Genomic DNA, 21,796 nt, shown 5'->3' on the forward strand with positions numbered 1-21,796 from the left:
GTGGACATCCTCTCCCTAGACGTCCGAGCGCAACATCTCGTCGATCCTGGGGCTCATCGGTACCGCGCTCTGTTCGGTTATCTCGTAGCCCGTCTCGATTCGCACGCCATCAAACTCAGGGTGGCCGAAGAAACTGATGTCCACGCACACGGTCATGCCGGCCTCGAGCATATCGTTGCTGTTCGGCCCAAAGAACGGAGATTCGGCCTCATGCAGGCCGATGGTGTGGGCAAACGGGCACACCAGGTACTGCGAGAAGCCGTGCTTGGCGAAATAGGCCCGCGCTGGGGCATCAATCTCCTTGCCGCGTTTCCCCACCACAAGCTGTTCCTTCGTGAGACGAAACGCTTCTCTCAGGTGCCGGACGCATTCCTTCTGACTTGCGGTGTATGCTCCCGATACCGGCAGTACATCCCCCACCACGCCCGCGTATCCGGCCACCTTGGGCGCAATGCCGATCATCACCATCTCGCCGGCCTCGAGTTGCTTGGAACTGGCGGTGGGCACCACCGCGTTGGACCGTTTGCCGCTGCCAACGATGGCGCTGAAGCCGAAGCCGCTCGCGCCCCGGCTGCGTGCCGCGTATTCCCCCGCCGCCGCCACCTCGATCTCTGAAACGCCCGCCGCGATCGCCGCTTTCATCGCATCGTAGCAGCAGTCCGCGAGTGCGAACGCCTCCCGGATTCGCTCCCGTTCCCATGCAGACTTGACATACCGGAGTGCGACGAACTCGTCGGTGATGTCAACCAGTTCGACGTTCGCGAAACCTTCGACGATCTGGCGGTAACAATCCGCCGGCATGCGCCCCGCGCCCACCACACCAACCCGGTTGATCTTCCCCAGCCTGGATTGCAGCTCCGCAAAGAGAGCGCGGAAATCCGTGATCTGGGCGTTGGGATACTCCTCGTCGGGCACCATGAACACCGGGAAATTGCGGGTCTCGGGGATCGCGCTGTCGAGTTTGGCGAACGGTTCGCTCTCGGGGCCGCCCAGGATCATGGGTTCGCCGACCGCCGTAACGAGCACCGCGCCGCTCTCGAACTGAGGGCACCAGCCGGTGAGATACCAGCCGTTGCCGATGTTGAACTCGTCGTAGTAGACAAGAGCCGCCTGCAGGCTCTTGGCGCTCATGATCTCTCTCACTCGGCCGAGGCGAACGTCTCTCTCCTGCTTTGACAAGTAGCCCATGTGGCCTGGCCTCCGTTTCTCACACGCGCTGGCGAGATTCCGCTTCGCGCCGGCCGCTGTCGTTCCGACGCGCATCTGACCCAGCTCGGCGGCTGCAGGATCGATTAGATCAAATAGGTGTCCGGAACGGAGTCAAGCAGGGCCACCGCGCTATCCCAGACGCGCGTGAGGCCCCGCAGCATTCCGACGCCGGTTCACCGCGCGACATGGATTGGTGTGCCGGGTTGGGGATCGCGCGGGCGGCTTCCGCGGTCTATTGTTCGACGATCGTCTCGTCCACCGCGGTACCGAAATGCCGGCCGCCCTTCTCCAGGTGCGCCAGCACCTGATCGCCGACCTGCAGCTCCGCCACCGAGACCGCCTCGCCCTCGGGCGTGGTCAGCCTGATCGTCTCCGCGTTCTGGAGCACGAGCGAAATCGTCTCGCCCGCCGCTTCGGCCTCGACCAACAGCAGCGGCCGGCGCTCGATCTTGTTTCGTCCGACATAGGCGACCGAGGTCTCCCCAGTGGCACGGACGAGCAGCACCTCGTCCCCCGCCTTCAGTTCGCTGAGATACCTGGTTGCACCGTCCGGCAGGTAGACATAGGCGTGAATCGCCCCCGCGTTTACGCGAAACGGGCGCGCCGCAACGTAGGGCGTCTCCAGGCTCTCGGAATGCACCAGCAGGAACCCGCGCCCGCTGTTGCCGACGAGCATCCCTTCGCCGCGCCCCATTTGGGTGCACGTATCAACGCACGAGCGATCACCCATGCCCAGCGGCCGTACCGACGTCACCGTCGCCGCGACGAGTTCGACCGTGGGGGATATGGAATGTACCAACTCGACCGTCTCTCGGATCGCCTCGGCGGAGCGCGATTCGAGTACCACCCCGTCCACGCCCTTCTCCAGCACCGCGATGACGAGCCGCGCTTCCGGGGCGCTGCCGATCTCCGCCATCAGATTGCCGCGTCGCGCGATCAGGTTCTCCAGGGGGATCACCGTCCAGTCGCTCGTCTTGAGCACCACGGTCTTGTCGAGGTGCGTCGCGGCGGCGGCCTCCTCATCGGCCTTGTCGCGAATCTCCATCCAGAAGACATCCGTGCCCGGAACGATATCGCCGTCCGGCGCTACCGTGGGCAGTGCCCCCAGCGCTTTCATCTTCGGGGTGTCACCGGCCGCGAGGACGACCGCGTCCGCCCCGCTCTCGAGCGCCGCGCCTGCAAGCGCCTCGTCCCACGGATCGATCTTGACCCAGATGTGTTTCATCGGCGCGATTCCAGATACTTCTTGCTTTCCGCGGCCGTCGCCCCTTCATGCACTATCATGCTGATCGCGCGCACCATGCCCTCCGGATCGCGATGCTGAAAGGCGTTGCGCCCGATCGAAACGCCTCCCGCGCCCTCGACTTGGAGCGCGCCGGCGACCATTTGCAGCAGTTCTTCGTCGCTCCCCATCTTCTCGCCGCCGGCGATGACCACCGGCACCGGGCAGCCCTCCACTACTTCTCGGAAGGCATCGGGGGTGCCCGGGTAGTTGACCTTCACGATGTCCGCGCCCAACTCCGCGCCCACCCGGGCAGCGTGCTTGATGTGCGCGACGTCGTACTCGCTCTTGATCTTTGCCCCGCGGGTGTAAACCATCGCCACGAGCGGCATGCCCCACGTCATGCACGTGCCGGAGATCTCGCCGAAGTTCGCCAGCATTTCCGAGTCCGTGGCGGCGCCCAGGTTGACATGGATCGAGACCGCATCGGCGCCGAGCTTGATCGCCTCCTCCACGGTGCACACCTGCACTTTGGCGTGAGGGTCGGGGCTGAGCGTGGTGCCGGCCGAGAGGTGCACGATGAGCCCGACGTCCCGTCCGCCGCCGCGATGGCCCGCCGTCACCATCCCTTTGTGCATGAGAATGGCGTTGGCCCCCCCATTGACGATCTTGGTGACGGTATCGCGCATGTCTTCCAGCCCGGGGATCGGTCCGACCGTCGTGCCGTGGTCCATCGGGACGATGACCGTGCGCTGGGTATCGCGGTTGATGATTCGTTCGATCCGGATTTGCTTACCGATCATGGTGACGCCCTCCTCGGCGCCCCTATTCTCCATCAACAGCCCGATTCATGCAAGCGCATGCGGTCGCGAATCGCGCTCGTCGCGGCGGCCAAGGGGCGATGACACCGGGTGCCAGAGGGCATTGGGACGTCAGTAGAAAGGCCTGCCCGCCAATGCACCCGATGTCCGGTACTCAGGGAATTCGGTGGCCGGTGCGTTGTGGATTGACGGTCGGGTGGAGGAACGTCTCCATCCTCGGGACTGACGGGGCATCGCGTGCGCAGCCACGGCCTACGCGCCATTGACCTGGGTGTTCTCGCGACCAAAACGGCTTAGGCGGCTTCGAGGATGCGGCCCCGCGCCCTCAACGAGCGGCGACATCGAGGTGCGAGGGAGCACGGCATTCGCAGCCCTCGCGCTCTGCCCGATCCTGCGAATGCGTCAAGCACCCGGCATCGGCAGTCATCGCGGGCGCTCCGCACGATGTACGCGCCACAGCGCAATGGCTACAGCGACCCCCATCAGCCCATCACCGCAGCCCAGAACCGCGACCAGACGCGGGGCATCGAGCCACACGACGCTCGCCCGCAGGAACAAGAATGCGCTGACCTTTGAGCCGATGACTAACCAGACAAACGGTCTGAAGCGGAGTGCGGCGACGTACGCGACGCCGAGTATCAGGAGAAACAGACCCGCCTGGCTGGGCCAAAACCGCGGCCCGGCGAACTCCCATCCGACAAGCCCGAGTGTCGTCAGTGGGAAGAGGAGCAGGCACACCCCGAGCACGACACTGTGGAGGGCAACGAGGACGACGAGGCCGTCGAGCACCGCATGCGACAAGCGTCGGACTACTGCATGTTGCGCGTTGACGGGGACGTGGCCTCGTTGTCTCGTCATGCGCCTGCACCATGCATGGCAATCAGTTCCTCGCCTAACCTCGGCCGAGCAGCGCCAGCGCGGTCACGAGATAGGCAGCAGTCAGTAAGGCTAACGGCGTCCATGCGACAAGGGCCATCGCCAACTTCCCCGCCGCGCGTTGGCGGCACAGTCGCCACAGGGCCCACAGCGACATGAGACCGCCGACGGTAACCGCCGATCCCTGCACGAGCCGCAACAGCGATAGTCCGAACACCTCGACCTCGGTCATACCCACGCGCAGCGAGATCTCATCCAGCCACGGCGTGGACTGAACGTGGAACGCAAACAGAGCGGCTGCTGCCGCCGGCGCGAACGCATAGACGAGCCGCGCGACCCACGAGAGCGTGGTGCCGCTTTCGGTCCGGTCACGGGGTCGCAGTAGGCGCAGCAGGATGACGCCTGCTGCGACGACCGCGAGAGCGCCGGCCGTGAACCACCACTTGTTAAGCGGCGCATGCAGACTTCCCGACGGCAGTGCCGCCAGCACCAAGGCCATCAGGCCCACGACCACTGCGAGCGGCGCCAGGTCGGCGCCGACCGAATTCGACCGCCAGATGTCTCGCACCGGCAGTTGCAGCACAAGTCGCGGGGAACGCGTGGGGCACGCTCGCAGGCATTCAAAACACAGCTTGCAGTGTTGCCCGCTGGTGAGAAACATGGCGTGGTTGAACATTGGGCAGCCTTGAGCGTGCTCCGTGCCCTTGTAGCATTCATGGCCGGTACATGACGCCTGGCACACCTCCTTGCGCGCCTGCAGCCGCAGGGCGGAGGCGACGCTCAACACGCCACCCATCGCGCCGAGAGGGCACAGATAGCGGCACCACGCATGGCGCTGATAGAGCCAGCCCACGGCTGCGGCAATCGCCGCGAGGCCCAACAACAGCAAAGCCGTGTATCGCGGATTGCCGATCATGCCGGTGACGTGTTCGACCCAGATGATGCCCACGAAGCCCGCCAGCGCCAGAGCCGGGCCGATCCGCTTCAGACGGTCCGGCGCTGACAGCCCCCGGCCCGCGGCGCGCTGGACGACTTCCGAGCCGCTGCTGAGGGGGCAAACCGCACACCAGACACGCCCGAGGAGCACGGAAGCGATGACCAGTACCGGCCACCAGACTCCCCAGACCATCAGATTGGCGAACCGGCCGAGCGCGGACGCTGGGGCAACGAAGCAGGCCGCTATGATCCCCGCAAACGCCGCCGCGACCAATGCCTTGAGGCCGACCATGAAACGTTTGTCGAGGAACAACTGCTCCACGCGCGGCCAGCGCAGGAGGTCAATCTGAAGGGCGTCCGCTCCCGTGCCCGAGCCGAAGAAGAGATGCTCGGAGTGGACGACGTCGCCCTCCGCCAGAGCGGCAGCGAGATTGATCACCTGCCTCAGTTCCTCGACGTTCTCGAAGCGGAAGTCGTAGGTCTGAAGCTCGCGCACTGCGCTTTCGCCGAGTTGCTTAGGCGGAGAACCGTTGAGCTGACCCGCCCGTTCCAGGAAATGCTCGGCGAGTGGAACGATGTCGCGCCGACGCTCGCGGAGAGGCCGAAGATCGATCACCTGCACGCGGGTGAGCGCCTCGAACAGCGGGCCGCGCTGGCCTTCCTCTGCACCCGAGCCCGCGCCAGGCCTGTCGGCGGTCGCGATTAGTCTCACATCCACCCGGTCGTCCGCGGACGATTCTTGCTGGGTGCGCAGGAAGGTCGCCACATCCGCCTGTACCTCAGCAGACAGGGAATCAACGTTGGCGAGGATCAGCGTCCCGCGGTCGGCAGCCTGCAGGTAGCCGAGGCTGTCAGCAAAGCGGCTCACGAAATCAGGCGACGCGTCGCCGAACAACTGACTCCGCGCCTCCTCCGGGGACAGCTCCCGGCAGTCCACCACGAGAACCGCCTCATCCCGTCGCGCGCTGGTCGAGTGCACCTGCAAAGCCAGGGCTCTCTTCCCGACCCCCTTCTCACCGGTGATGAGCAGAGGCAGATCGGAGCCGCTCGCCTCCGCCAGGGCTGCGGTCATCTTCGCACCGAAGCTTGGGATGTCGCGCTTGAACGGAGAACTGGGGCGGAAGCTGACGAGTTTGCTCAGGGTCGCTTGTCGCTGCTGCTGCGCCGCAAGTTGCTCATTCGTCCGCTTGAGGCGGAACGCCAGCTCCCCGGCCAGGTGTTCGAGCAGGTCCGGGTTCCGCCGCACGAGTTGATCGAACTCCTCGGCGGTCGGCGCATAGAGCACGCTTGCCTCGCACGCGACCACGTCCGCCGACACAGGCATCCCGGCGAGGATGGACATCTCACCGAAATGACTGCCCGGCCCCAGCCTGGCGACGGGCAGGCGGAGCCCCATGCCGGAGGTGACGACGACGTCGAGGGCACCCGACTCGACGAAGTAGAAACGTCGCCCCGGGTCGCCTTGGCGAACGACGGTTTCGCCGGCTTCTACCCGGACTGGCGCGACTGCTCCGCGCAGTGACGCCGCCAGGAGAGCCGCCCCTCGTTGCGCTGTCTCTTCCTCGTTCGCGCGTTCCACTAGCGTTCCTTTGGAATCCGGATCGCGTTACTCGTCCGCTGCTCGGTTGGGATTATTTCGCCGGTCGGCCGCCATTGGCCTCGACCGCCGCGGAGCGGTCTCCATCCAGCCCCATATTGGCGAGGCGGCCGAGTTCCTCCCAGTCCGGCTCGTAGCCGGCGACCCCAAAGTCCACATCGGACAACGCGATGCATTGCCCGGTTTCGGGGTCGTCGTTGGTGATTACGACGGTCAGGTCGCCCGGCTCCGGGTAATCATAGAACACCATCCCGCCGGCCGGGCGTACTGCGCCACGACAGGCTCCAATCCGTTGAGCGTGACGTGCGCTGACGGCTGGGTGAATGGCGTTACATTCCTGGACTTGTAGATCTTGATGTACTGCGCCTCAGCCGTCACGGCCGGCGTGTAGGGTGGCCCACTTAGCGCCGTGTGCGAACTAGTGAAGCAGTTCTCTTTCTGTTACCCGCTCTCCTGCGCGTTTCCAACATAACCGTGCATTTCTTCTAGCAAGGTTAACGACCTCGATGCATTACGGTCGCCGACAGGCCAGGCGCTTGTTGCATCCTCGCGTACGGAAGCAGGCTGCCAGCGATCCAGGAAAAACCGCCGCAGCGCCTGACATCTGCCATTCCGAGCGTTATGTCAAGGCCGCTATGCCCATGGGATGAGTAGGCAATGTGCTGAAACTCTCAACGCGTTCTCGCTACGCCGTGCGGGCGAGGATCGGCCTCGCGCTGCATGAAGGCACAAGGCGGCTTCAGCTTCGCCTGGCCGCCATCGTCCAGGACGTCTCGCCGAAGTACCTCGAGCAACTGGCCGCGTGGCCTTGCGGCGGGCCGGCCTGCTCGAGGCCGAACGCGGACCGCTCGGGGGCTATCGGCTCGCCCAGCCTCCGTCGGGCATCGCCGCACGGGATATCGTGGAGGCGGTTGATGGCCCGGTCGACATCCTGGACTGCGTGCACGACCCGGCAGCCTGCGAGCGTGCAGCCGGTTGTGCGGCGCGTGACCTGTGGCAGCAGGTTGACGACGCGATCATCTCGGTGTTGGAAAAGACAACGCTTGCCGACCTTCGAGAACGACACCTCGTCGCCCAGGGGGCGACGGCGGTGTGCTACGAGATCTAGCTTTGCCGGTGCGAGTGCAGTTGGCGCCGGCGGCGCGCTGCGCAACCGCTCAGGGCTGATGGATGCAGTGGCGTGGGCCGTCGGATCCCCACCCTAGAAGAGATGTCGCGCGGATGGCAAACTGCCGTTCGACGCCCCACTTCCGGCTACCCCCATTCCTTTGCGGCCACCCACAATGTGGTCATCCACAATTGGCGCGCTGCTGGACGGTCGGTACACTGTGGTTATAAGAGGGGTAATCGGACACAGTGCGGCGGCGGTCGTCGGCCGGGACGACATGGAGAGGTGTCGTCCCAGCTTCGGCCCGGAGGTGGTACATGGCAGACCTAGGTCTGAACGAGATCCTGAGTTACACGGCCGTCGGCCTGACGGTTCTCAGGTTGGCTGTCGTCCTGGTCGCCATCCCCGTCGTCTGGGGCGGGGCCCTCGTCATGTTGTACATGATGGTTCGCTCGATGCTCTCCCATGCGCCTCGCACGGCATCACATGTCGAGTGATTCGGAGTCGGGCACCTGCCGCGACGACGAAGCCACTCGCGTCTGCGCCCCCCTTTAGTTCAGCAGGCTCATTCGCGGGCTTGAGCCTGTCGAGTTCTCCGCGCCGCTGGCCAGAGGAGCGTCACCGCGGCCGACTTCCCACGTTTCGCACTAGCCTGCATGATTGACACCTGTCGCAGGTCGGCGGCATCGTCTTCGCGTGCGCCCCACTCACTGCTCGCGGATTATTCATGACGCTTGTGCGCCTCAGGCGCAGCCGAGGCAGGCAGTCCGCACGAAGTCTGAACTCGTCATGAATGATCCGCGCTAACGCGTCGCTGCTGTTCCCCGCGCGACGCGCGTCTCTCGCCGCCGATACCCACTCCCCCGATCGGGCGGGCCTTCACTTGCCCCTGGGTCGTCATCGTGCGGTCGCGTGACGTCGTGGTGCTCCGCTCGGCGAGGGCCGGGGCAGTGTATTTGCCTTGGTGAAATTTTTCACGAAATTCGCGGCAGGCCAGGAAGGAATCGCATATCGAGGCCCGAAAGTAAGCGAAATACTTCACGTTGTTATCGTTGGAAGCGGAAGTAGTTTCACGAATGCTGGATACTCGCGTCGGCTCGGATGATGCACATTCTGGTGTATGGCGACGGGCGCCCCACAGCATCTGTGGCCTCGCCAGCTGTGCCTCGTGCGAGCACCATGTGAATGATGATTGCCCCGCGTGTCTGCGGGGGAACTCAAGGATGCGGCGCGGTGAAGGCACCGAGTGCGCTCTCTACACCTGCGTGAGGTCGAAGGGTGTACCGTCCTGCCGTGAGTGCGAATTGAGTTCTTGCCCAGTCCTTGAAGCGGGCGAGGAGATGGAGTGCAGTCTCGCCCGGAATCTCGCCGGCAAGCGGGGCGGCAGGTCGTTGGTCGAGGCACTTCTTGACCTTAGGTCTATGCGGCAGGGGCATTCTGCCGCGGATCTGCCGCCCCGTCTTATGCAGCGCTTGCCGCTGTACCTCGTGGCGCTTCACGAGTTGAGTCGGGACGGCGTTCAGCGCGTGGCCGCCGCTGAACTTGGGCTGCGCATCGGCATCTCGGCGGCGTCGGTGCGCAAGGATCTGTCCGCGGTCGGCCACTGGGGCCGACGCGGCGCGGGCTATTCGGTCGACGTCTTAAGCGAGAACCTGCGCCGCGCCGCGGGCTTGGCCGAGCCGCGCCATGCGGCTTGGCTGGGGTGTGAGCGGTTGTCGCGCTACCCGGGTGTGATCGAGGACTTCCGTAGCGTCGGGTGCATAATCTCCGCCGTCTTCTGTGATGATGGTAGACATGTCGGACAGGAGGTAGGTGGGCTCATCGTGAAGCCTGTTCGCGAATTGCCGCAGTCGGCGCGCAGTCTGGGCCTCACCGTGGCGGTGATCGCGCCGGAGAGTGATCTCGCGCAGGAGGTTGCCGAGATCGCGGCGTCGGCAGGGATTAGCTCGATCCTGAATCTGACGGACCGGATTGTTCTGCCGGCGCAGGGCGCAACCATTGAGGACGTAAGTCCGTTGCGGGGGCTCGTGTCGCTGTTGCTGCGCACGCCGACGGCAGACAAATCTGAGGTCTTCGCCAGGGAAGCAGGTAGGCGCGATTCGTGATTCGTTGCATTGGAATTAGCCACCGGCTGACGCCGGTTCATCGCCGAGAGAAGGTGGCCGTCGCTCCTGACGCCCTCTCGCTGATGCTTCAGCGCGCGCGCGAGCGCCTGAATGCCGAGGAGTGCGTTATCCTTTCCACGTGCAACCGCACTGAAATCTCCTTCGTCGGCGACGACACCAACGATCCCCAGGCGGTTGTGCTCGATCTCCTGCAGCTGGGCGATAGCGACCGCGCCGACATTCGCGCCAGTGAGGTCTATGCCCTTGCGGGCCACGATGCGGCCACCCATCTCGCCGAGGTCGCGGCAGGACTCGATTCCCTCATCCTGGGCGAGCACGAGATCATGGGTCAGGTCAAGGCTGCGTCCCGCGCCGCGCGCGACTGCGGGTGTGCCGGGCGCGTCTTGACCAGGCTGTTCGACCACGCTCTGCGCGCGGGCAAGCGCGCACGCGCGGAGACGCGCATCGCTTCCGGCATATTCTCGGTCGGCCACTGTGCGGCGCATGCTGCCAAGGAGGTGCTCGGTGATCTGAGAGGCAAGGCGCTGCTGGTGATTGGCGCCGGCCGCATCGCCGAATCCACCGCGAAGCACCTCGCGCACCAGGGGGCCGCACCTGTTACAGTGGCCAACCGTACCCTGGAGCGAGCCCGTGAAGTGGCAAACCGCCTCGGCGGCACCGCCGACACCATCGCCAACTTGCCCCGCCTGCTGACCACCGCGGATCTCGTCATCACGTGCACCTCGGCCCCTCACTTTATCCTCGAGGCCGATGAGGTGCGACGTGCGGCAGCGGAGCGCGCGGGACAGCCGCTGGTGGTGATAGATGTCAGCGTCCCTCGCGATGTCGACCCAAAGGCGAGTTCTGTCGCCGGGGTGCGCCTGTTCAATCTCGACGATCTGGAACCGTTAGTCGCCGAGAACGCTAAGGCACGCGAGGGCGAAGTCAAAGCCGCGCGCAGCATCATCGCGGAGGAAGTCCAGTCATTCGAGGAGTGGCGGCTGCGGGGCGATATCGCCCCGCTGATCCGCGATATGCGGCGCAGTGTCGAGGCAATCAGGCAAACGTGCCTGCAACAAGTCCGCGGCAAGCTTGGTCACCTGTCATCGGAGGACCTGGAAGTCGTGGAGCGGCTGACCGATCTGCTGGTCAAGCGATTGCTCCACGCGCCGACCAAGGCCCTGCGGGCTCACCCCGATGGCGAGCAATTCACGCTCGCGGCCGCAGTGCAGGAGCTGTTTGAACTCGTCGAGCACGACGCGGCACACACCAAGGCTTCAAGTGACGCTTGCCGGGGCGCCACTGAAGATAGTCACTCCGTCCCCGGAGGGAGCGCTCATGCCAACTTCGAGTCGTAGCGTTACTACCCAGTTGTTCGGCCTCGCGGCCCGGCAGCTCGACGGCTTTCGCCGTCGCCCGATGTGGCACTTATCACGCTTCGGCACAATCGTTGTCCTGGCGCTGGCGTGTCGGGTTTGCGCCAACGCGCCGGCGGCGTCGGAGCGCGAGTTGCCGATTCCCGGCATCGCCGCGCAGTGCGCCCAGTGTCACGAGGACCAGACGGCGGCCTGGGCCAAGACGGTTCACCGGCGCACCGTGGATGCGCCTCAGTTGGCGGACGATCGCGAGGGCTGCGGCGGCTGTCACACCGGCTTGGCCGCGCATCTCGAGGATCCGTCCGCAACCCCGGCCGACCTGAAGACGCTTTCACGCGATCAAGTCGGCGCGATGTGCCTGTCGTGCCACAAGGGCGGCGGGCAGATGATGTGGGGAACCACGGCGCACTCCAGGCTGCCACAGGCATGTCTCTCCTGTCACGATCCGCACGGCGGCGAGGGCCGCGCGATGCTGAGGCAGAGCGACCCCGAGGTGTGCAGTCAATGCCATCCGCAGCAGGCGGCGGAGATGCACCTGCCCTCCCACCATCCGGTTCCCGAGGGCAAGATGGAATGCAGTGACTGCCATAACTCGCACGGCGATATCAATGGCAGCTTGGCGGCCGAGTCCAGTTCCGAGATGTGCTACCGGTGCCACGCGGAGAAGGCAGGGCCGTTCATGTACGAGCATGCGCCAGTGACGGAGGACTGCACCGTCTGCCACAAGGCGCACGGCGCGCAGAATGACCGCTTGCTCATCGTGGATGAGCCGATGCTGTGCCTGCAATGCCACCCGGGCCATCACGATGGCCACCGCACGCCCCTGGTGCCCCTCGATACCTCAGAAGCAGGGGTGGCTGAGGCGATGACCGCCATTCACGGCTTCTATGACAAGTGCACCAGCTGCCACCCGCGCATCCACGGCAGCGACTTGCCGTCCGGCACGGACAATGGCACCTTCATGCCCGGGCGGCCTGCTTCGCCGCTCGAGCGCACCAGCAGCACCTCCCCCGCCGGGCCGTGGGCGCTGGCGGGCCTGGCGGCGCTGCCGCTTGACGCCGCCGGCGCCGCGTGGGGCTTCAGCGACTTCGAGCTGGGCTCCATAGACGAGGAAGGTAGTCCGACCTACGTCCGCGAGTACGACGGCAAGAACTACGAGTTCCCGCGCTGGAAACTCGGCGTTGACCAGTATGCCGAGGGCAGCGACTACCACTTGCGCCTGCGTGATCCCGCCGCGGGTGACGAGGCGGCAGAGATATACTTCGGCAGCCCGACGGTGAGTGGCGACATCAAGTACGATGTCCTGACTCATCGCCTGCCGCGTTTTGACGATGTCGAAGGGCCGGTGGATTACCCCGGCAACAGCATTGAGACCACCGATCTCTCCAATGGTCGCCGCGACTTCGAGATCGAGCGCAACGTCACCGAGATCAACCTCGCCGCGCGCTGTCCCAAGTTGCGCAACGTGCGCTGGCTCGGCCGTTATTGGCGCGAGTCGGAGCACGGCACGCAGCAGTTCACCTTCCTCGACCGCTGCACGAGCTGTCACAAGGTTCAGCTTGAGGAGCCGATCGAGCGGGTGACCACCGAGGCGTCAGCCGGCGTGGAGATCGCCTCCGACGCGGCCGCCGTCCGTTACATGCACACTGAAGGCCGATTCAAGAATCGAGCCCCGGAGCTCGCGTACGACTTTGATGAAGCACGAGGCTCCGTTTACAGCGGCCTGGCACCGCTGTTCGGCATGTCCGAGACCGAAACCAGCGCCGACGAGGTACGCTTGATGTTGGTGCCGGGATCCGCCGTGGCGCTCAGCGGACTATGGAGCAACAAGGAGCGCGACAATCTGTTCAACGGCTACGGGCTCGAGGTCCAGACCACAGGAGGCGGCGCTGGCTGGCGCATCGCACCCGACCTGAAGCTGACCGCCAGCTTCTTCAACTATGAGTTCGACAACGGCGTGTCCGACGGCATCTCTCGCGATCGCGACACGTCGAACCTGGTGCTGCGCTACACCGCGTTGCCCTACTCGACACTGAGCGTTGGGTTCAGGCGCGACGACGTCGATCGCTCGAGTCACCACGACTTCGTGCCGCGCAATAGCGAGACCACCGCCCTGAGCGCCAATCTCGTCACGCGGCATCCGAGCGGCGCCAGTCTCAACATACGCTATCGCGACGCGAGCACCGATGTCGAGGGCAACTATGATCCCGCTGCGGCACCGGCGCACTTCCCAGCACGCTGGATCACCGAGCCCGACGACGAGGAACTGCTGTCGGCGGTTGCCAGCTACGGACTCACGTCTCGGCTGCTTGGCACGTTGCTCTACTCCAAGCTCGATCGCGCGTGGACGGTCAACGAGCCGCTGCTGAGCGTGTTGCGCAGCGACAACGACGAGATCACGACCAAGGGCGCGGAGTTGTATTACTCCATCGACGGGCGCACACGGCTGACGGCCGGCATCTACGATCAGGAAGGTAGCATGCGTTCGGACGTCACCTACGGCGCCGACATTTACACGCTCGAGGACGATCTGGGGAACCCCATTGCCGACTTCGACTTCATCGACTCGCACGCGGCGTTCGACTACAACGCGCAGACGGTTCGCCTTGATGCGTCGCACTGGCTCACGCCGCGGCTGCGGCTGTTCGGGCGCTTCAACCGCACTCAGAGCGACGGCGCAACCGTCGCCAGTAACCTCGGCGACTACCTGGATCAGGATCCGGACCTCGACGGCGTGGCGCTGACGCTCAACCCGTTTGATATCACGACGAAGGACAAGTGGTTCGGGGTCGGCTACTTGGTCGATCCGTACACGGAACTTGTGTTGAGCTTCCAGCAGCGCGAATGGGTGAACGAGGACAACGCGAGTCAGGACGGATCGTACGATCTGTGGCGCATCGGTGTGCGCAAGAAGTTCTGATCGGTCGAACCGCCAAGGAAGCCGAGGGCCTATGGGGAATCCCTCAGCGTAGTGATACGAATGTGGGCCGCGCAGCGAGACGCTGCGCGGCCTGCCTATGGACTAAACCATGAATGAAGAAGATGGTCCGCGCCGGCCCGGACGGCCGGAGCAAAGGCGCCCGCCCGCCGGCCGCCCGCAGCATGAGGTCGCTCAATCTCACGCTGTGGGCGCCGATGCTATGGGCGCTTCGCCGTCCGGCCGCAACGGGCGCAAAGGCGTTTGGGCCTGGCTCTACTCTCCCGATCTGACGCTGTGGCTGCTGGGCCTGCTCATCGCCTGGATGGCGGTCGGCACGGTCGTCCCCCAGCACGCCAGGCGCGAGGTTTACGAGCGGGCCTTCGGCCAAGCATTCGGCGGCTTGATCGCGCGCAGTTCCCTGAGCGGCATTTACGGTTCCTGGTGGTTCATCGCACTGTTCGCCCTGCTCGGAGTGAATCTCGCGGCGTGCGTGGTCAAGCGTCTCGGGACGCTGCGGCGGGCGAAATCCGCGGCAGCAGCGGCGGTCACCGCGTCCCAGGTGCGAGGGCAGCGCGCCGTCGCCGAGTTCACGGCGAAGCTATCCCTCCAGGACGCAGCGCAGCGACTGACGCAGGTCTTGCGCCACCGAGGGTATGACGTGTCGGTGGTCGACCCAGGCGCGGGGGAAGCCGCGGCGCTGCGCGCCCGGCGCGGCAGGGCTCGAGCGTGGGGGCCGCTTGTCGTGCATCTCGGGCTGCTCGTCCTACTCGTGGGGGCAGCGTACGGACGGTGGCCGTCCCTGGCTTTTGACCAGCCGGCCGACGTGCGGGCTGGCGAGACTCATCGCGTTGAGATCGGCGATCTGTCGTTCGGGATTCGCCTGCTGGACGCGGGCATCGAGACCACACCCGAAGGCGCACCATCCCAGTACTGGGCGGAGACGCAGATCGTGGACGGCGGCAAGGTGGTGCGCGATGTGAGGATCACGCCGAATCACCCGCTGCGCTATCGCGGCACCAATGTCGTATTGAACAGCCTGTATCCGCTCTCCGCTCCTGACTACGCGGTCGAGGTGGCGAAGGGTGACTCGGTGTCATACGTGCCGGTGGTGCTCGACGAGCACGGTCACGTGGATATGATGGCCAGCGTGACGCACGTGGAAGACCCGCCGTGGCTGGCGTGGGTGAGCGACTTCCGCCCTGCGTCGTCGCAGGACGAACTCCCTGCCGCGCTGGTTAGTGTGGACGAGAGCGGCGCGGTGAGTCCCGACCGGCGGGACGTAGGCTGGGTGAGTGCCGGAGGCATTGAGTACAACGGCGTGCATTTTGAACTGGTGGAGGCAAGGGGGGGCAAGCAGGTTCAACTGGGTGTCCATCGCGATCTCGGCATACCGCTGGTGTGGACCGGGTTCGGGCTGATGCTGGTGGGCTCCGTGCTGGCATTCTTCGTCACCCGCCGGGACATCGTCGCGAGGCTGGCTTCCGGGCCGGGGCGGGGGACGACGATACTACTGGGGGCGAGCGCGGTGGGATTCGGTCCCGCGCCCGACCGCACGGTGCGCTCGCTGCAGGCCGATTTGTCGGCTTCGGAGGAGGTGGATACGGCATGACCAGAGCGAGAATCATCGTCATAGGTTGCGTCGTGGCGGCGGCGTTGGTGGCGCCCGCGATGGGCAGAGACGGCCTCGAGGGCTATGCAGGGGTCAAACTGTGCGCCGCGTGTCACAAGAAGAGCGACGAGCAAATCGTGCAGAAGCAGCCACTTAGCGCGCACGGCGCCGCTCTCTGGGCCGTGGACGACAAGGGCCCGGCGCACAAGGTGCTCGGCGACTTCGGGGCTGACGCGGGGTTCGCGCAGGCGGACGTCGCATACGTCGTCGGCAAGGGCGTGCGCGCCCAGGCGTACCTGGGTGCCGAGTTGAATGCACTGCCCAAGGAGTGGTGGGTCGCGAGCAAGCAGTGGGAACCGGTGCCGGCGGGCGAACCAAAGAAGAGCTGCCTCGGCTGCCATACGACGGGGTACGACCCCGCGACCGGAAAGTGGAGTGACCCCGGCGTTACGTGCGAGGCGTGCCACGGGGCGGGTTCAAGCCACGCCAAGAGCAAAGACAAGCTCGCGTCTATCGGACGCCCGCAGGAACTGCCGGCAGAGCGCCAGGCGATGATTTGCGGCCGCTGCCACGCGCGGGGCAGCAATCCGGATGGGCTGCCGTTCGCGCTTGGCTTCAAGCCCGGCGATGACTTGGCGCAATCGTTCAAGCTGGACGCAACCTGGGAGCCGGGTTCCCGGTACAGCCAGTACAACGACTTCGCGAACAGCAAACACCTGGCCCAGGGCGTCGTGTGCAGCACCTGTCACGATCCCCACGGCGTCAGGAGCGGTCAGCCATATCAGTTGCACAAGCCGGCGGATGAGCTGTGCCTGGACTGCCACAAGGCGCCGCTCGCGGGCGACCAGCACAGCCCGCCCCAGAATTGCGCGGGATGCCACATGCCCAAGGGCAGCCATCAGTTCGAGAAGCCACAGGCCGCGTCTGCTTCGGGAGCGGGGTAGTGATCGAGGCCGAGGCGACATTCTTCAAGCTCTGCTTCGGGCTGTATCTCGCAGGGGCGCTGGGCTACGTGCTCTACGCCGCTTCTCGGTGGGAGCGCGTTGGGCAGCTCTCCACGGCTCTCGCCTGGCTCGGGCTGGGGGCCAACTCTGCGGTGTTAGTGGCGCGCGGCATCGTCGCCGGCCGCGTTCCCTACGTCACGATGTACGAGTATCTGACGGCTTTCGCCTGGGCGGTGGCCGCGATATACCTCGTCCTGGAGTGGCGGTACGCCAGCGCGCGGGCGGACCTGCGCCCTGGCGGCGCGCTAGCGCTGTTCATCGCGGTGGGACTCCTCGGCTATGCGTCGAGCCTGTCGCCGGAGTTGAAGCAGGCGGAGACGCTGATGCCCGTGCTCAAGAGCAACTGGCTCATCTTCCATGTCTTCACCGCGGTCGTCGGATACGGGGCGGCGGGTGTGGCGACCGCGCTTGCGGTGCTTTACCTCGCCCGCAACCGGTGGCCTGGCGAGAAGTCGTGGCTGCGTCGCCTTCCCTCGCCCCCGGATCTCGACCAGGCGGTGTACCGCTGCATCGCGTTCGCGTTTCCGTTCCTGGCCCTGGTCAACATCACCGGCGCGATCTGGGCGTATGACGCGTGGGGGAGGTACTGGGGCTGGGATCCCAAGGAAACGTGGTCACTTATCACGTTGCTGGTGTACGCGTTCTACCTCCACGCGCGACTGCGAGCGGGGTGGCGGGGTGTGAAGGTCAACGTCATCGCCATCGTCGGCTTTGCCGTCATCATGTTCACGTTCATTGGCGTCAGCTTCCTGGCAATCTTTTCGGAGAGTGTGCACTCCTACGCCGGCGACTAGGTCGGCTGGGCAAGTCTCTGCTGTGTTCTGTGTACCGCTGATACGAGGCCTGGTGCGTCTTGAAGGGAGGGCGAGACGACACGGGCGCCGAGCGGCTCCGGCGCGCGGCGCCGCGTGCCGTGGCGTCTCACCGGCCGGCGACGGTCGCCGCGCCCGTACGGTCGCGGCGGTCTTCATGCTGGTCCTGGTGTGTGTCACCGTCCTCGTCCAGCCGGCGACGGCCGCGGTGCGCGCGGGGATATGTCTCGGCTGTCACGGCGCACCGACGGCAGAGCGGGCCGGGGCGGTCGAAGCGCGCAAAGCCGCGTTCGTTGATGAGCTTGTCCTGAGGTCATCGGTTCACAGTGACCTCGAATGCGCGGACTGCCACCGAGATGCGCGCACCGTGCCACATGCCAAGCGCCTGAGCCCAGTGGACTGCACGCGCTGCCATTACGTTCAGCCCTTGCCGCCGCTCGGCGTCGCCGAGCAAGCCGTCTCCGGCCTACACGAACGGACAGCGGACAGAGGCAAACTGCGCTCTCCAGCCTGCCGCGATTGTCATGGCGATCACAACATCAGATCTCCCCTGAATCCCCCGTCACTCGTGAGCGGCACGCGCGCGCCCGCGACCTGCGGCACGTGCCACGAGAAGGCGAGACACGATTACGAGCAGAGCGTCCACGGCACGGCGCTGCAAGCAGGGGATCGCAGCGTGCCATCGTGCCCGGACTGCCACGTGGAACATCCCCGGGACGCAGGGCGCCTGCCGGATGTCGCCCGCGGCGGCGTCATCGCGACGTGTATAGCGTGCCACGACGACCCGGGGCTTCAGCGCCGCTATGCCCTGGCGGGTGAGCGTTTCGCCACCTACTTGGGCACCTACCACGGCGCTGCGACGGCGCTCGGATCAAGCCGAATGGCAAACTGTGCAAGCTGCCACGAGGCGCACTTGATCCTGCCCTCGAGCGACCCCCGTTCGAGCGTGAACCACGCCAATCTGCCGCACACCTGCGGGCATTGCCATCCGGGCGCGGGGGCCAACTTCCCGATCGGCACGGTTCACCTGCGCCCATCCCCGACACAGGACCGCGCGGTGTTCTGGGTCAAGATCGCGTATCAGGTTTTCATCGCCGGGCTCATGCTGGCGTTCCTGGCGTACATCGGCCTCGACCTGCTGGCGCGGCTACGCCGGCGCATCGCCGCGGGCCACCGGGCTGCGCGCGGAGAAGCGGAGCCTGAGTTCGAGAGGCTCACCCTCGCCCAACGCATCCAGCACTGGGTGCTGATCGCGACGTTCCTGGTGCTCATGTTCACAGGTCTTCCCGTCATGGTGCCGGGTGCAGAGCTTTCCCGAAGCGTCGTCACGCTATTGGGCGGCGCGGGGGCGCGAGCCATCATCCACCGCGTGGCGGCTCTGCTGCTCATCGGGCTCACCGCGTTCCACCTCATGTACGTGCTCTTCTCTCGGCGGGGCTATTGGGAGTTCAGGCAGCTCATCCCGCTCCCCCGCGACCTGCTCCAACTTGTGCACATGCTCCTCTTCTACTCCGGCTTGACGGAGACGCGCCCCCGTTTCGACCGCTACAACTACATCGAGAAGTTCGAGTATCTTGCCGTGGGTTGGGGCTCAGTGGTCATGATCACGACCGGGATTCTCCTGTGGTCGCCAGTGCTCACTCTCGCAGCGCTTCCCAAGTGGGTGATGGACGTCGCCGTGGTCGCCCACGGCTGGGAGGCGATCATGGCCTTCCTGGCCATCATCATCTGGCACATGTATAACGTTCACTTCAACCCCTCGGTCTTCCCGATGAGCAGGATTTGGCTCACGGGGAAGATCGGCTTGCAGGAGCTGCGCGAGAATCACCCGCTGGAGTACGAGCGGATGATCGCGCATGACTCGGGAAACCCTGCCGAGACTCAATCGCCGGAGCCGACGGGCCGGTCCGACTAGGGCGGGGTCGTTTCCGATGGACAAGGACGAGCGATGGTTCCGCGAATGCGGCACAGCTCGGACTGCGTCGCGGCACTTGCACCGACGCCTCGCGGCTCGGAGACTCCGGGTGCCGATCTCGAGACATACGTCATAGTGAGCTGATGAGAGCGATCGCACGAAAAATATGGCGCTGGCTGCGGGCCGGGATAACGCGGCGCGTCACGATACCATGGGTTTGCTGGCGCATCCCGGTGGGCATCATCCTGGCCGTTATCGTCGTCCTCGGCATGGGCACCGGAGTTGCCCTGCACGAGACGAGCCGGCCCGTGTTCTGCCTCTCATGCCACGAGATGGGGCTGCCGGTGAGCACCTGGCGCATCTCGACCCATCACGACGTCCCGTGTGCGGAATGCCATATCATGCCCGGCACGATCAACATGTTCCGCAGCAAAGTGGCGGCGTTGCGCCAGGTCTACCTGCATGTCCGCGGTCCCGTCCAGAGCTCCGCCATCCAGGCTCACGTGCCCGACGCCAACTGCAAGGCGTGCCATCCGCGGACGCGTGAACTCGTGGTCTATCACACGATCCAGATCACCCACCAGGCGCACTGGGATCGGGGCACCAAGTGCACGTTCTGCCATGGGGAGATGGTGCACGGACCGCAACCTGCTTTCGGGAATCCGCCGCGGATGGAGACGTGCTACAAGTGCCACGACGGCGAGCGCGCGCCCAACGAGTGCTCAACGTGCCATATCGTGCTGGGGCAGCGGAGCCCAGTCACTTTTCGTCCGGAGTGGGTTGAGGCGCACAAGGAGAATATCCGGCAGCACGGCGAGTCATGCAGCCGGTGTCATCGCTCGACCTTCTGCGACAACTGTCACCGCACCGCCGATCCACACGCTGCCGACTGGGTCGCTGTGCATCCCAAGGAATTCCGCGCCAAGCCCAAGAGCTGTCGCGTGTGCCACGCGCTGCCGGGCGAAGGCGAGGAGATGTCATTCTGCAAGGACTGCCATGCCCTGCGCCGGGCTCATAGCCTGGACTGGGTCAGCACTCATCCCGAGGGGTTCAAGCGGGATCCCAAGGACTGCGCCCGGTGCCACGAGGAGCGCTTCTGTGCGGATTGCCATGCCATCTACCGCCATCATCCCGACGACTGGCTGCGCACGCACCCGGCCCAGGCGCGCGCCAAGCCTGACGGTTGTCGAGTGTGCCATACCGAGCAGTACTGCGGCCGATGCCACCAGCAGGCGGTGCCGAAGACGCACGATGCGCAATGGCGACAGCAACATGGCGCAGCGGTCAACGCTGGGGAAGGTGACTGCGTCGTCTGCCACCGACCGGACTTCTGTCAGACTTGCCACAGATCCCAGGCCGGCCGGCCGCGCTCTCATGACCCGCAGTGGTCGCGGACACACGGAACGACGGCGCTGACCGGCGAAGCCGCGTGCCGCATTTGTCACGAAAGCTCCTACTGTGAATCGTGCCACCGCCTGCCGATGCCGCATCCGCAGGGCTGGTCGGACGGCCACCGGCCGGCGGCGAAGCGCGACCGGAGCGTGTGCGCGCGCTGCCACAACGAAAACTTCTGTGTCGGCTGCCACCGCAGCACGCAGCCCAAGTCACACCAGGACGGCTGGGTCGCGCGTCACGGCACCCAGGCAAAGGCCGACGCCAAGACGTGCAGGACGTGTCACACAGACAGTCTGTGTCTGGCGTGCCACCGCGGGGTCAGGATGCCTCACCCCACGGACTGGCCTGCCGCGCACGGCAGCCAGGCGGCAACCCCCGAGAAGCGGCAGCAGTGCGCAGCGTGCCACGCCGCGTTGTACTGCACGAAGTGCCATGGCGTGGCGATGCCTCATCCCGACGACTGGGCCGGCGACCACGGCGCTCAGGCGGCGGCATCCCCCTCGACCTGCGGGAAATGCCACCGTGCCGATCATAACGACTGCGCGACGTGTCACGCCGCGCTTGCGCCGTCCGACCACGAGTCGCCCGACTGGAAATCCGAGCATGGCAACGTCGGCGCGGGCAATATGGACCTGTGCGCACTGTGCCACGGAGAGGACAGCTGCACCGAATGCCATGCGCAGACATCCGCGCGTCCCCGCCAGAAGGGAACCCCCAGACATGGCTAGCGGCGAACACCGCCGCCCCGGCGCAGCGAATCGGCAGCAAGACCAACCGCCCGCAATCTCGGCGTAGCGCGGCCGCCGGGCTATGCGCGAGACCGTAACAGGGACGTACGTGTCACGCAACTGCGGCAAACACCCAGACCGAACGCTGTGCTCCCACGGGACG

At 65.6% G+C, this 21,796-nt stretch carries 16 protein-coding genes; 10 read left to right on the forward strand and 6 right to left on the reverse strand.

Annotated features, from left to right (window positions below):
• Positions 1-15: 15 nt before the first annotated feature.
• The 6 genes from JSV65_15170 to JSV65_15195 form a co-directional block, all read right to left on the reverse strand.
• Positions 16-1,188, reverse strand: coding sequence for an aminopeptidase P family protein (locus JSV65_15170; protein UCH33885.1), 1,173 nt, complete (start codon positions 1,186-1,188; stop codon positions 16-18).
• 253 nt (positions 1,189-1,441) lie between these two features.
• Positions 1,442-2,434 carry a 3-dehydroquinate synthase II gene (locus tag JSV65_15175; protein ID UCH33886.1) on the reverse strand — a complete coding sequence of 331 codons (993 nt, stop codon included), beginning with the start codon at positions 2,432-2,434 and terminating at the stop codon, positions 1,442-1,444.
• Positions 2,431-3,234: a class I fructose-bisphosphate aldolase family protein gene (locus JSV65_15180; GenBank protein UCH33887.1), complete on the reverse strand. Its 804-nt coding sequence runs from the start codon at positions 3,232-3,234 to the stop codon at positions 2,431-2,433. The genes JSV65_15175 and JSV65_15180 overlap by 4 nt, the downstream gene beginning before the upstream one ends.
• Positions 3,235-3,675: 441 nt before the next feature.
• Entirely contained in the window at positions 3,676-4,110 is a 435-nt protein-coding gene (locus tag JSV65_15185; GenBank protein UCH33888.1) for a hypothetical protein, read from the reverse strand.
• Between the two features lie 34 nt (positions 4,111-4,144).
• Positions 4,145-6,643 carry a cyclic nucleotide-binding domain-containing protein gene (locus JSV65_15190; GenBank protein UCH33889.1) on the reverse strand — a complete coding sequence of 833 codons (2,499 nt, stop codon included), beginning with the start codon at positions 6,641-6,643 and terminating at the stop codon, positions 4,145-4,147.
• Between the two features lie 52 nt (positions 6,644-6,695).
• Complete coding sequence (locus tag JSV65_15195) at positions 6,696-6,911, reverse strand: hypothetical protein (GenBank protein ID UCH33890.1); 216 nt, start codon at positions 6,909-6,911, stop codon at positions 6,696-6,698.
• A gap of 552 nt (positions 6,912-7,463) precedes the next feature.
• Here JSV65_15195 and JSV65_15200 point away from each other — a divergent pair.
• From JSV65_15200 to JSV65_15245, 10 genes are all read left to right on the forward strand, one after another.
• On the forward strand, positions 7,464-7,769 hold the full coding sequence (locus JSV65_15200; GenBank protein ID UCH33891.1) for an Rrf2 family transcriptional regulator: 306 nt from the start codon (positions 7,464-7,466) through the stop codon (positions 7,767-7,769).
• Positions 7,770-8,086: 317 nt separating this feature from the next.
• A complete protein-coding gene (locus JSV65_15205; GenBank protein ID UCH33892.1) occupies positions 8,087-8,266 on the forward strand; it encodes a hypothetical protein in 180 nt (59 codons plus the stop codon).
• Between the two features lie 807 nt (positions 8,267-9,073).
• Positions 9,074-9,874 (forward strand): redox-sensing transcriptional repressor Rex, encoded by an 801-nt coding sequence (locus JSV65_15210; GenBank protein ID UCH33893.1) that lies wholly within the window; start codon positions 9,074-9,076, stop codon positions 9,872-9,874.
• The gene (locus JSV65_15215) at positions 9,871-11,232 is read left to right on the forward strand and encodes a glutamyl-tRNA reductase (GenBank protein ID UCH33894.1); all 1,362 of its coding nucleotides are present in this window, start codon (positions 9,871-9,873) and stop codon (positions 11,230-11,232) included. Before JSV65_15210 ends, JSV65_15215 begins: the two co-directional genes overlap by 4 nt.
• Positions 11,213-14,170, forward strand: a complete 2,958-nt coding sequence (locus JSV65_15220) for a DmsE family decaheme c-type cytochrome (GenBank protein ID UCH33895.1) — start codon at positions 11,213-11,215, stop codon at positions 14,168-14,170. The genes JSV65_15215 and JSV65_15220 overlap by 20 nt, the downstream gene beginning before the upstream one ends.
• A gap of 220 nt (positions 14,171-14,390) precedes the next feature.
• Positions 14,391-15,779 (forward strand): cytochrome c biogenesis protein ResB, encoded by a 1,389-nt coding sequence (locus JSV65_15225; protein ID UCH33896.1) that lies wholly within the window; start codon positions 14,391-14,393, stop codon positions 15,777-15,779.
• Positions 15,776-16,723, forward strand: a complete 948-nt coding sequence (locus JSV65_15230) for a hypothetical protein (GenBank protein UCH33897.1) — start codon at positions 15,776-15,778, stop codon at positions 16,721-16,723. Before JSV65_15225 ends, JSV65_15230 begins: the two co-directional genes overlap by 4 nt.
• Positions 16,723-17,577, forward strand: a complete 855-nt coding sequence (gene ccsB / locus JSV65_15235) for a c-type cytochrome biogenesis protein CcsB (protein ID UCH33898.1) — start codon at positions 16,723-16,725, stop codon at positions 17,575-17,577. Before JSV65_15230 ends, ccsB begins: the two co-directional genes overlap by 1 nt.
• A gap of 175 nt (positions 17,578-17,752) precedes the next feature.
• Positions 17,753-19,510, forward strand: a complete 1,758-nt coding sequence (locus JSV65_15240; protein ID UCH33899.1) for a cytochrome c3 family protein — start codon at positions 17,753-17,755, stop codon at positions 19,508-19,510.
• A gap of 143 nt (positions 19,511-19,653) precedes the next feature.
• Positions 19,654-21,633, forward strand: a complete 1,980-nt coding sequence (locus JSV65_15245; GenBank protein UCH33900.1) for a NapC/NirT family cytochrome c — start codon at positions 19,654-19,656, stop codon at positions 21,631-21,633.
• Positions 21,634-21,796: the final 163 nt, after the last annotated feature.

It is taken from the genome of Armatimonadota bacterium (genome assembly GCA_020354555.1).
In the GTDB taxonomy this organism is placed as follows: domain Bacteria; phylum Armatimonadota; class Hebobacteria.

Excerpts from the sequence above, each read along its gene's own strand:
- JSV65_15180 (UCH33887.1), bottom strand. The coding sequence starts at position 3,234 with ATGATCGGTAAGCAAATCCGGATCGAACGAATCATCAACCGCGATACC.
- JSV65_15245 (UCH33900.1), top strand. The coding sequence starts at position 19,654 with ATGAGAGCGATCGCACGAAAAATATGGCGCTGGCTGCGGGCCGGGATA.
- JSV65_15240 (UCH33899.1), top strand. The coding sequence starts at position 17,753 with ATGCTGGTCCTGGTGTGTGTCACCGTCCTCGTCCAGCCGGCGACGGCC.
- JSV65_15205 (UCH33892.1), top strand. The coding sequence starts at position 8,087 with ATGGCAGACCTAGGTCTGAACGAGATCCTGAGTTACACGGCCGTCGGC.
- JSV65_15220 (UCH33895.1), top strand. The coding sequence starts at position 11,213 with ATGCCAACTTCGAGTCGTAGCGTTACTACCCAGTTGTTCGGCCTCGCG.
- JSV65_15230 (UCH33897.1), top strand. The coding sequence starts at position 15,776 with ATGACCAGAGCGAGAATCATCGTCATAGGTTGCGTCGTGGCGGCGGCG.
- JSV65_15170 (UCH33885.1), bottom strand. The coding sequence starts at position 1,188 with ATGGGCTACTTGTCAAAGCAGGAGAGAGACGTTCGCCTCGGCCGAGTG.
- JSV65_15175 (UCH33886.1), bottom strand. The coding sequence starts at position 2,434 with ATGAAACACATCTGGGTCAAGATCGATCCGTGGGACGAGGCGCTTGCA.
- JSV65_15195 (UCH33890.1), bottom strand. The coding sequence starts at position 6,911 with ATGGTGTTCTATGATTACCCGGAGCCGGGCGACCTGACCGTCGTAATC.
- JSV65_15185 (UCH33888.1), bottom strand. The coding sequence starts at position 4,110 with ATGACGAGACAACGAGGCCACGTCCCCGTCAACGCGCAACATGCAGTA.
- JSV65_15225 (UCH33896.1), top strand. The coding sequence starts at position 14,391 with ATGGGCGCTTCGCCGTCCGGCCGCAACGGGCGCAAAGGCGTTTGGGCC.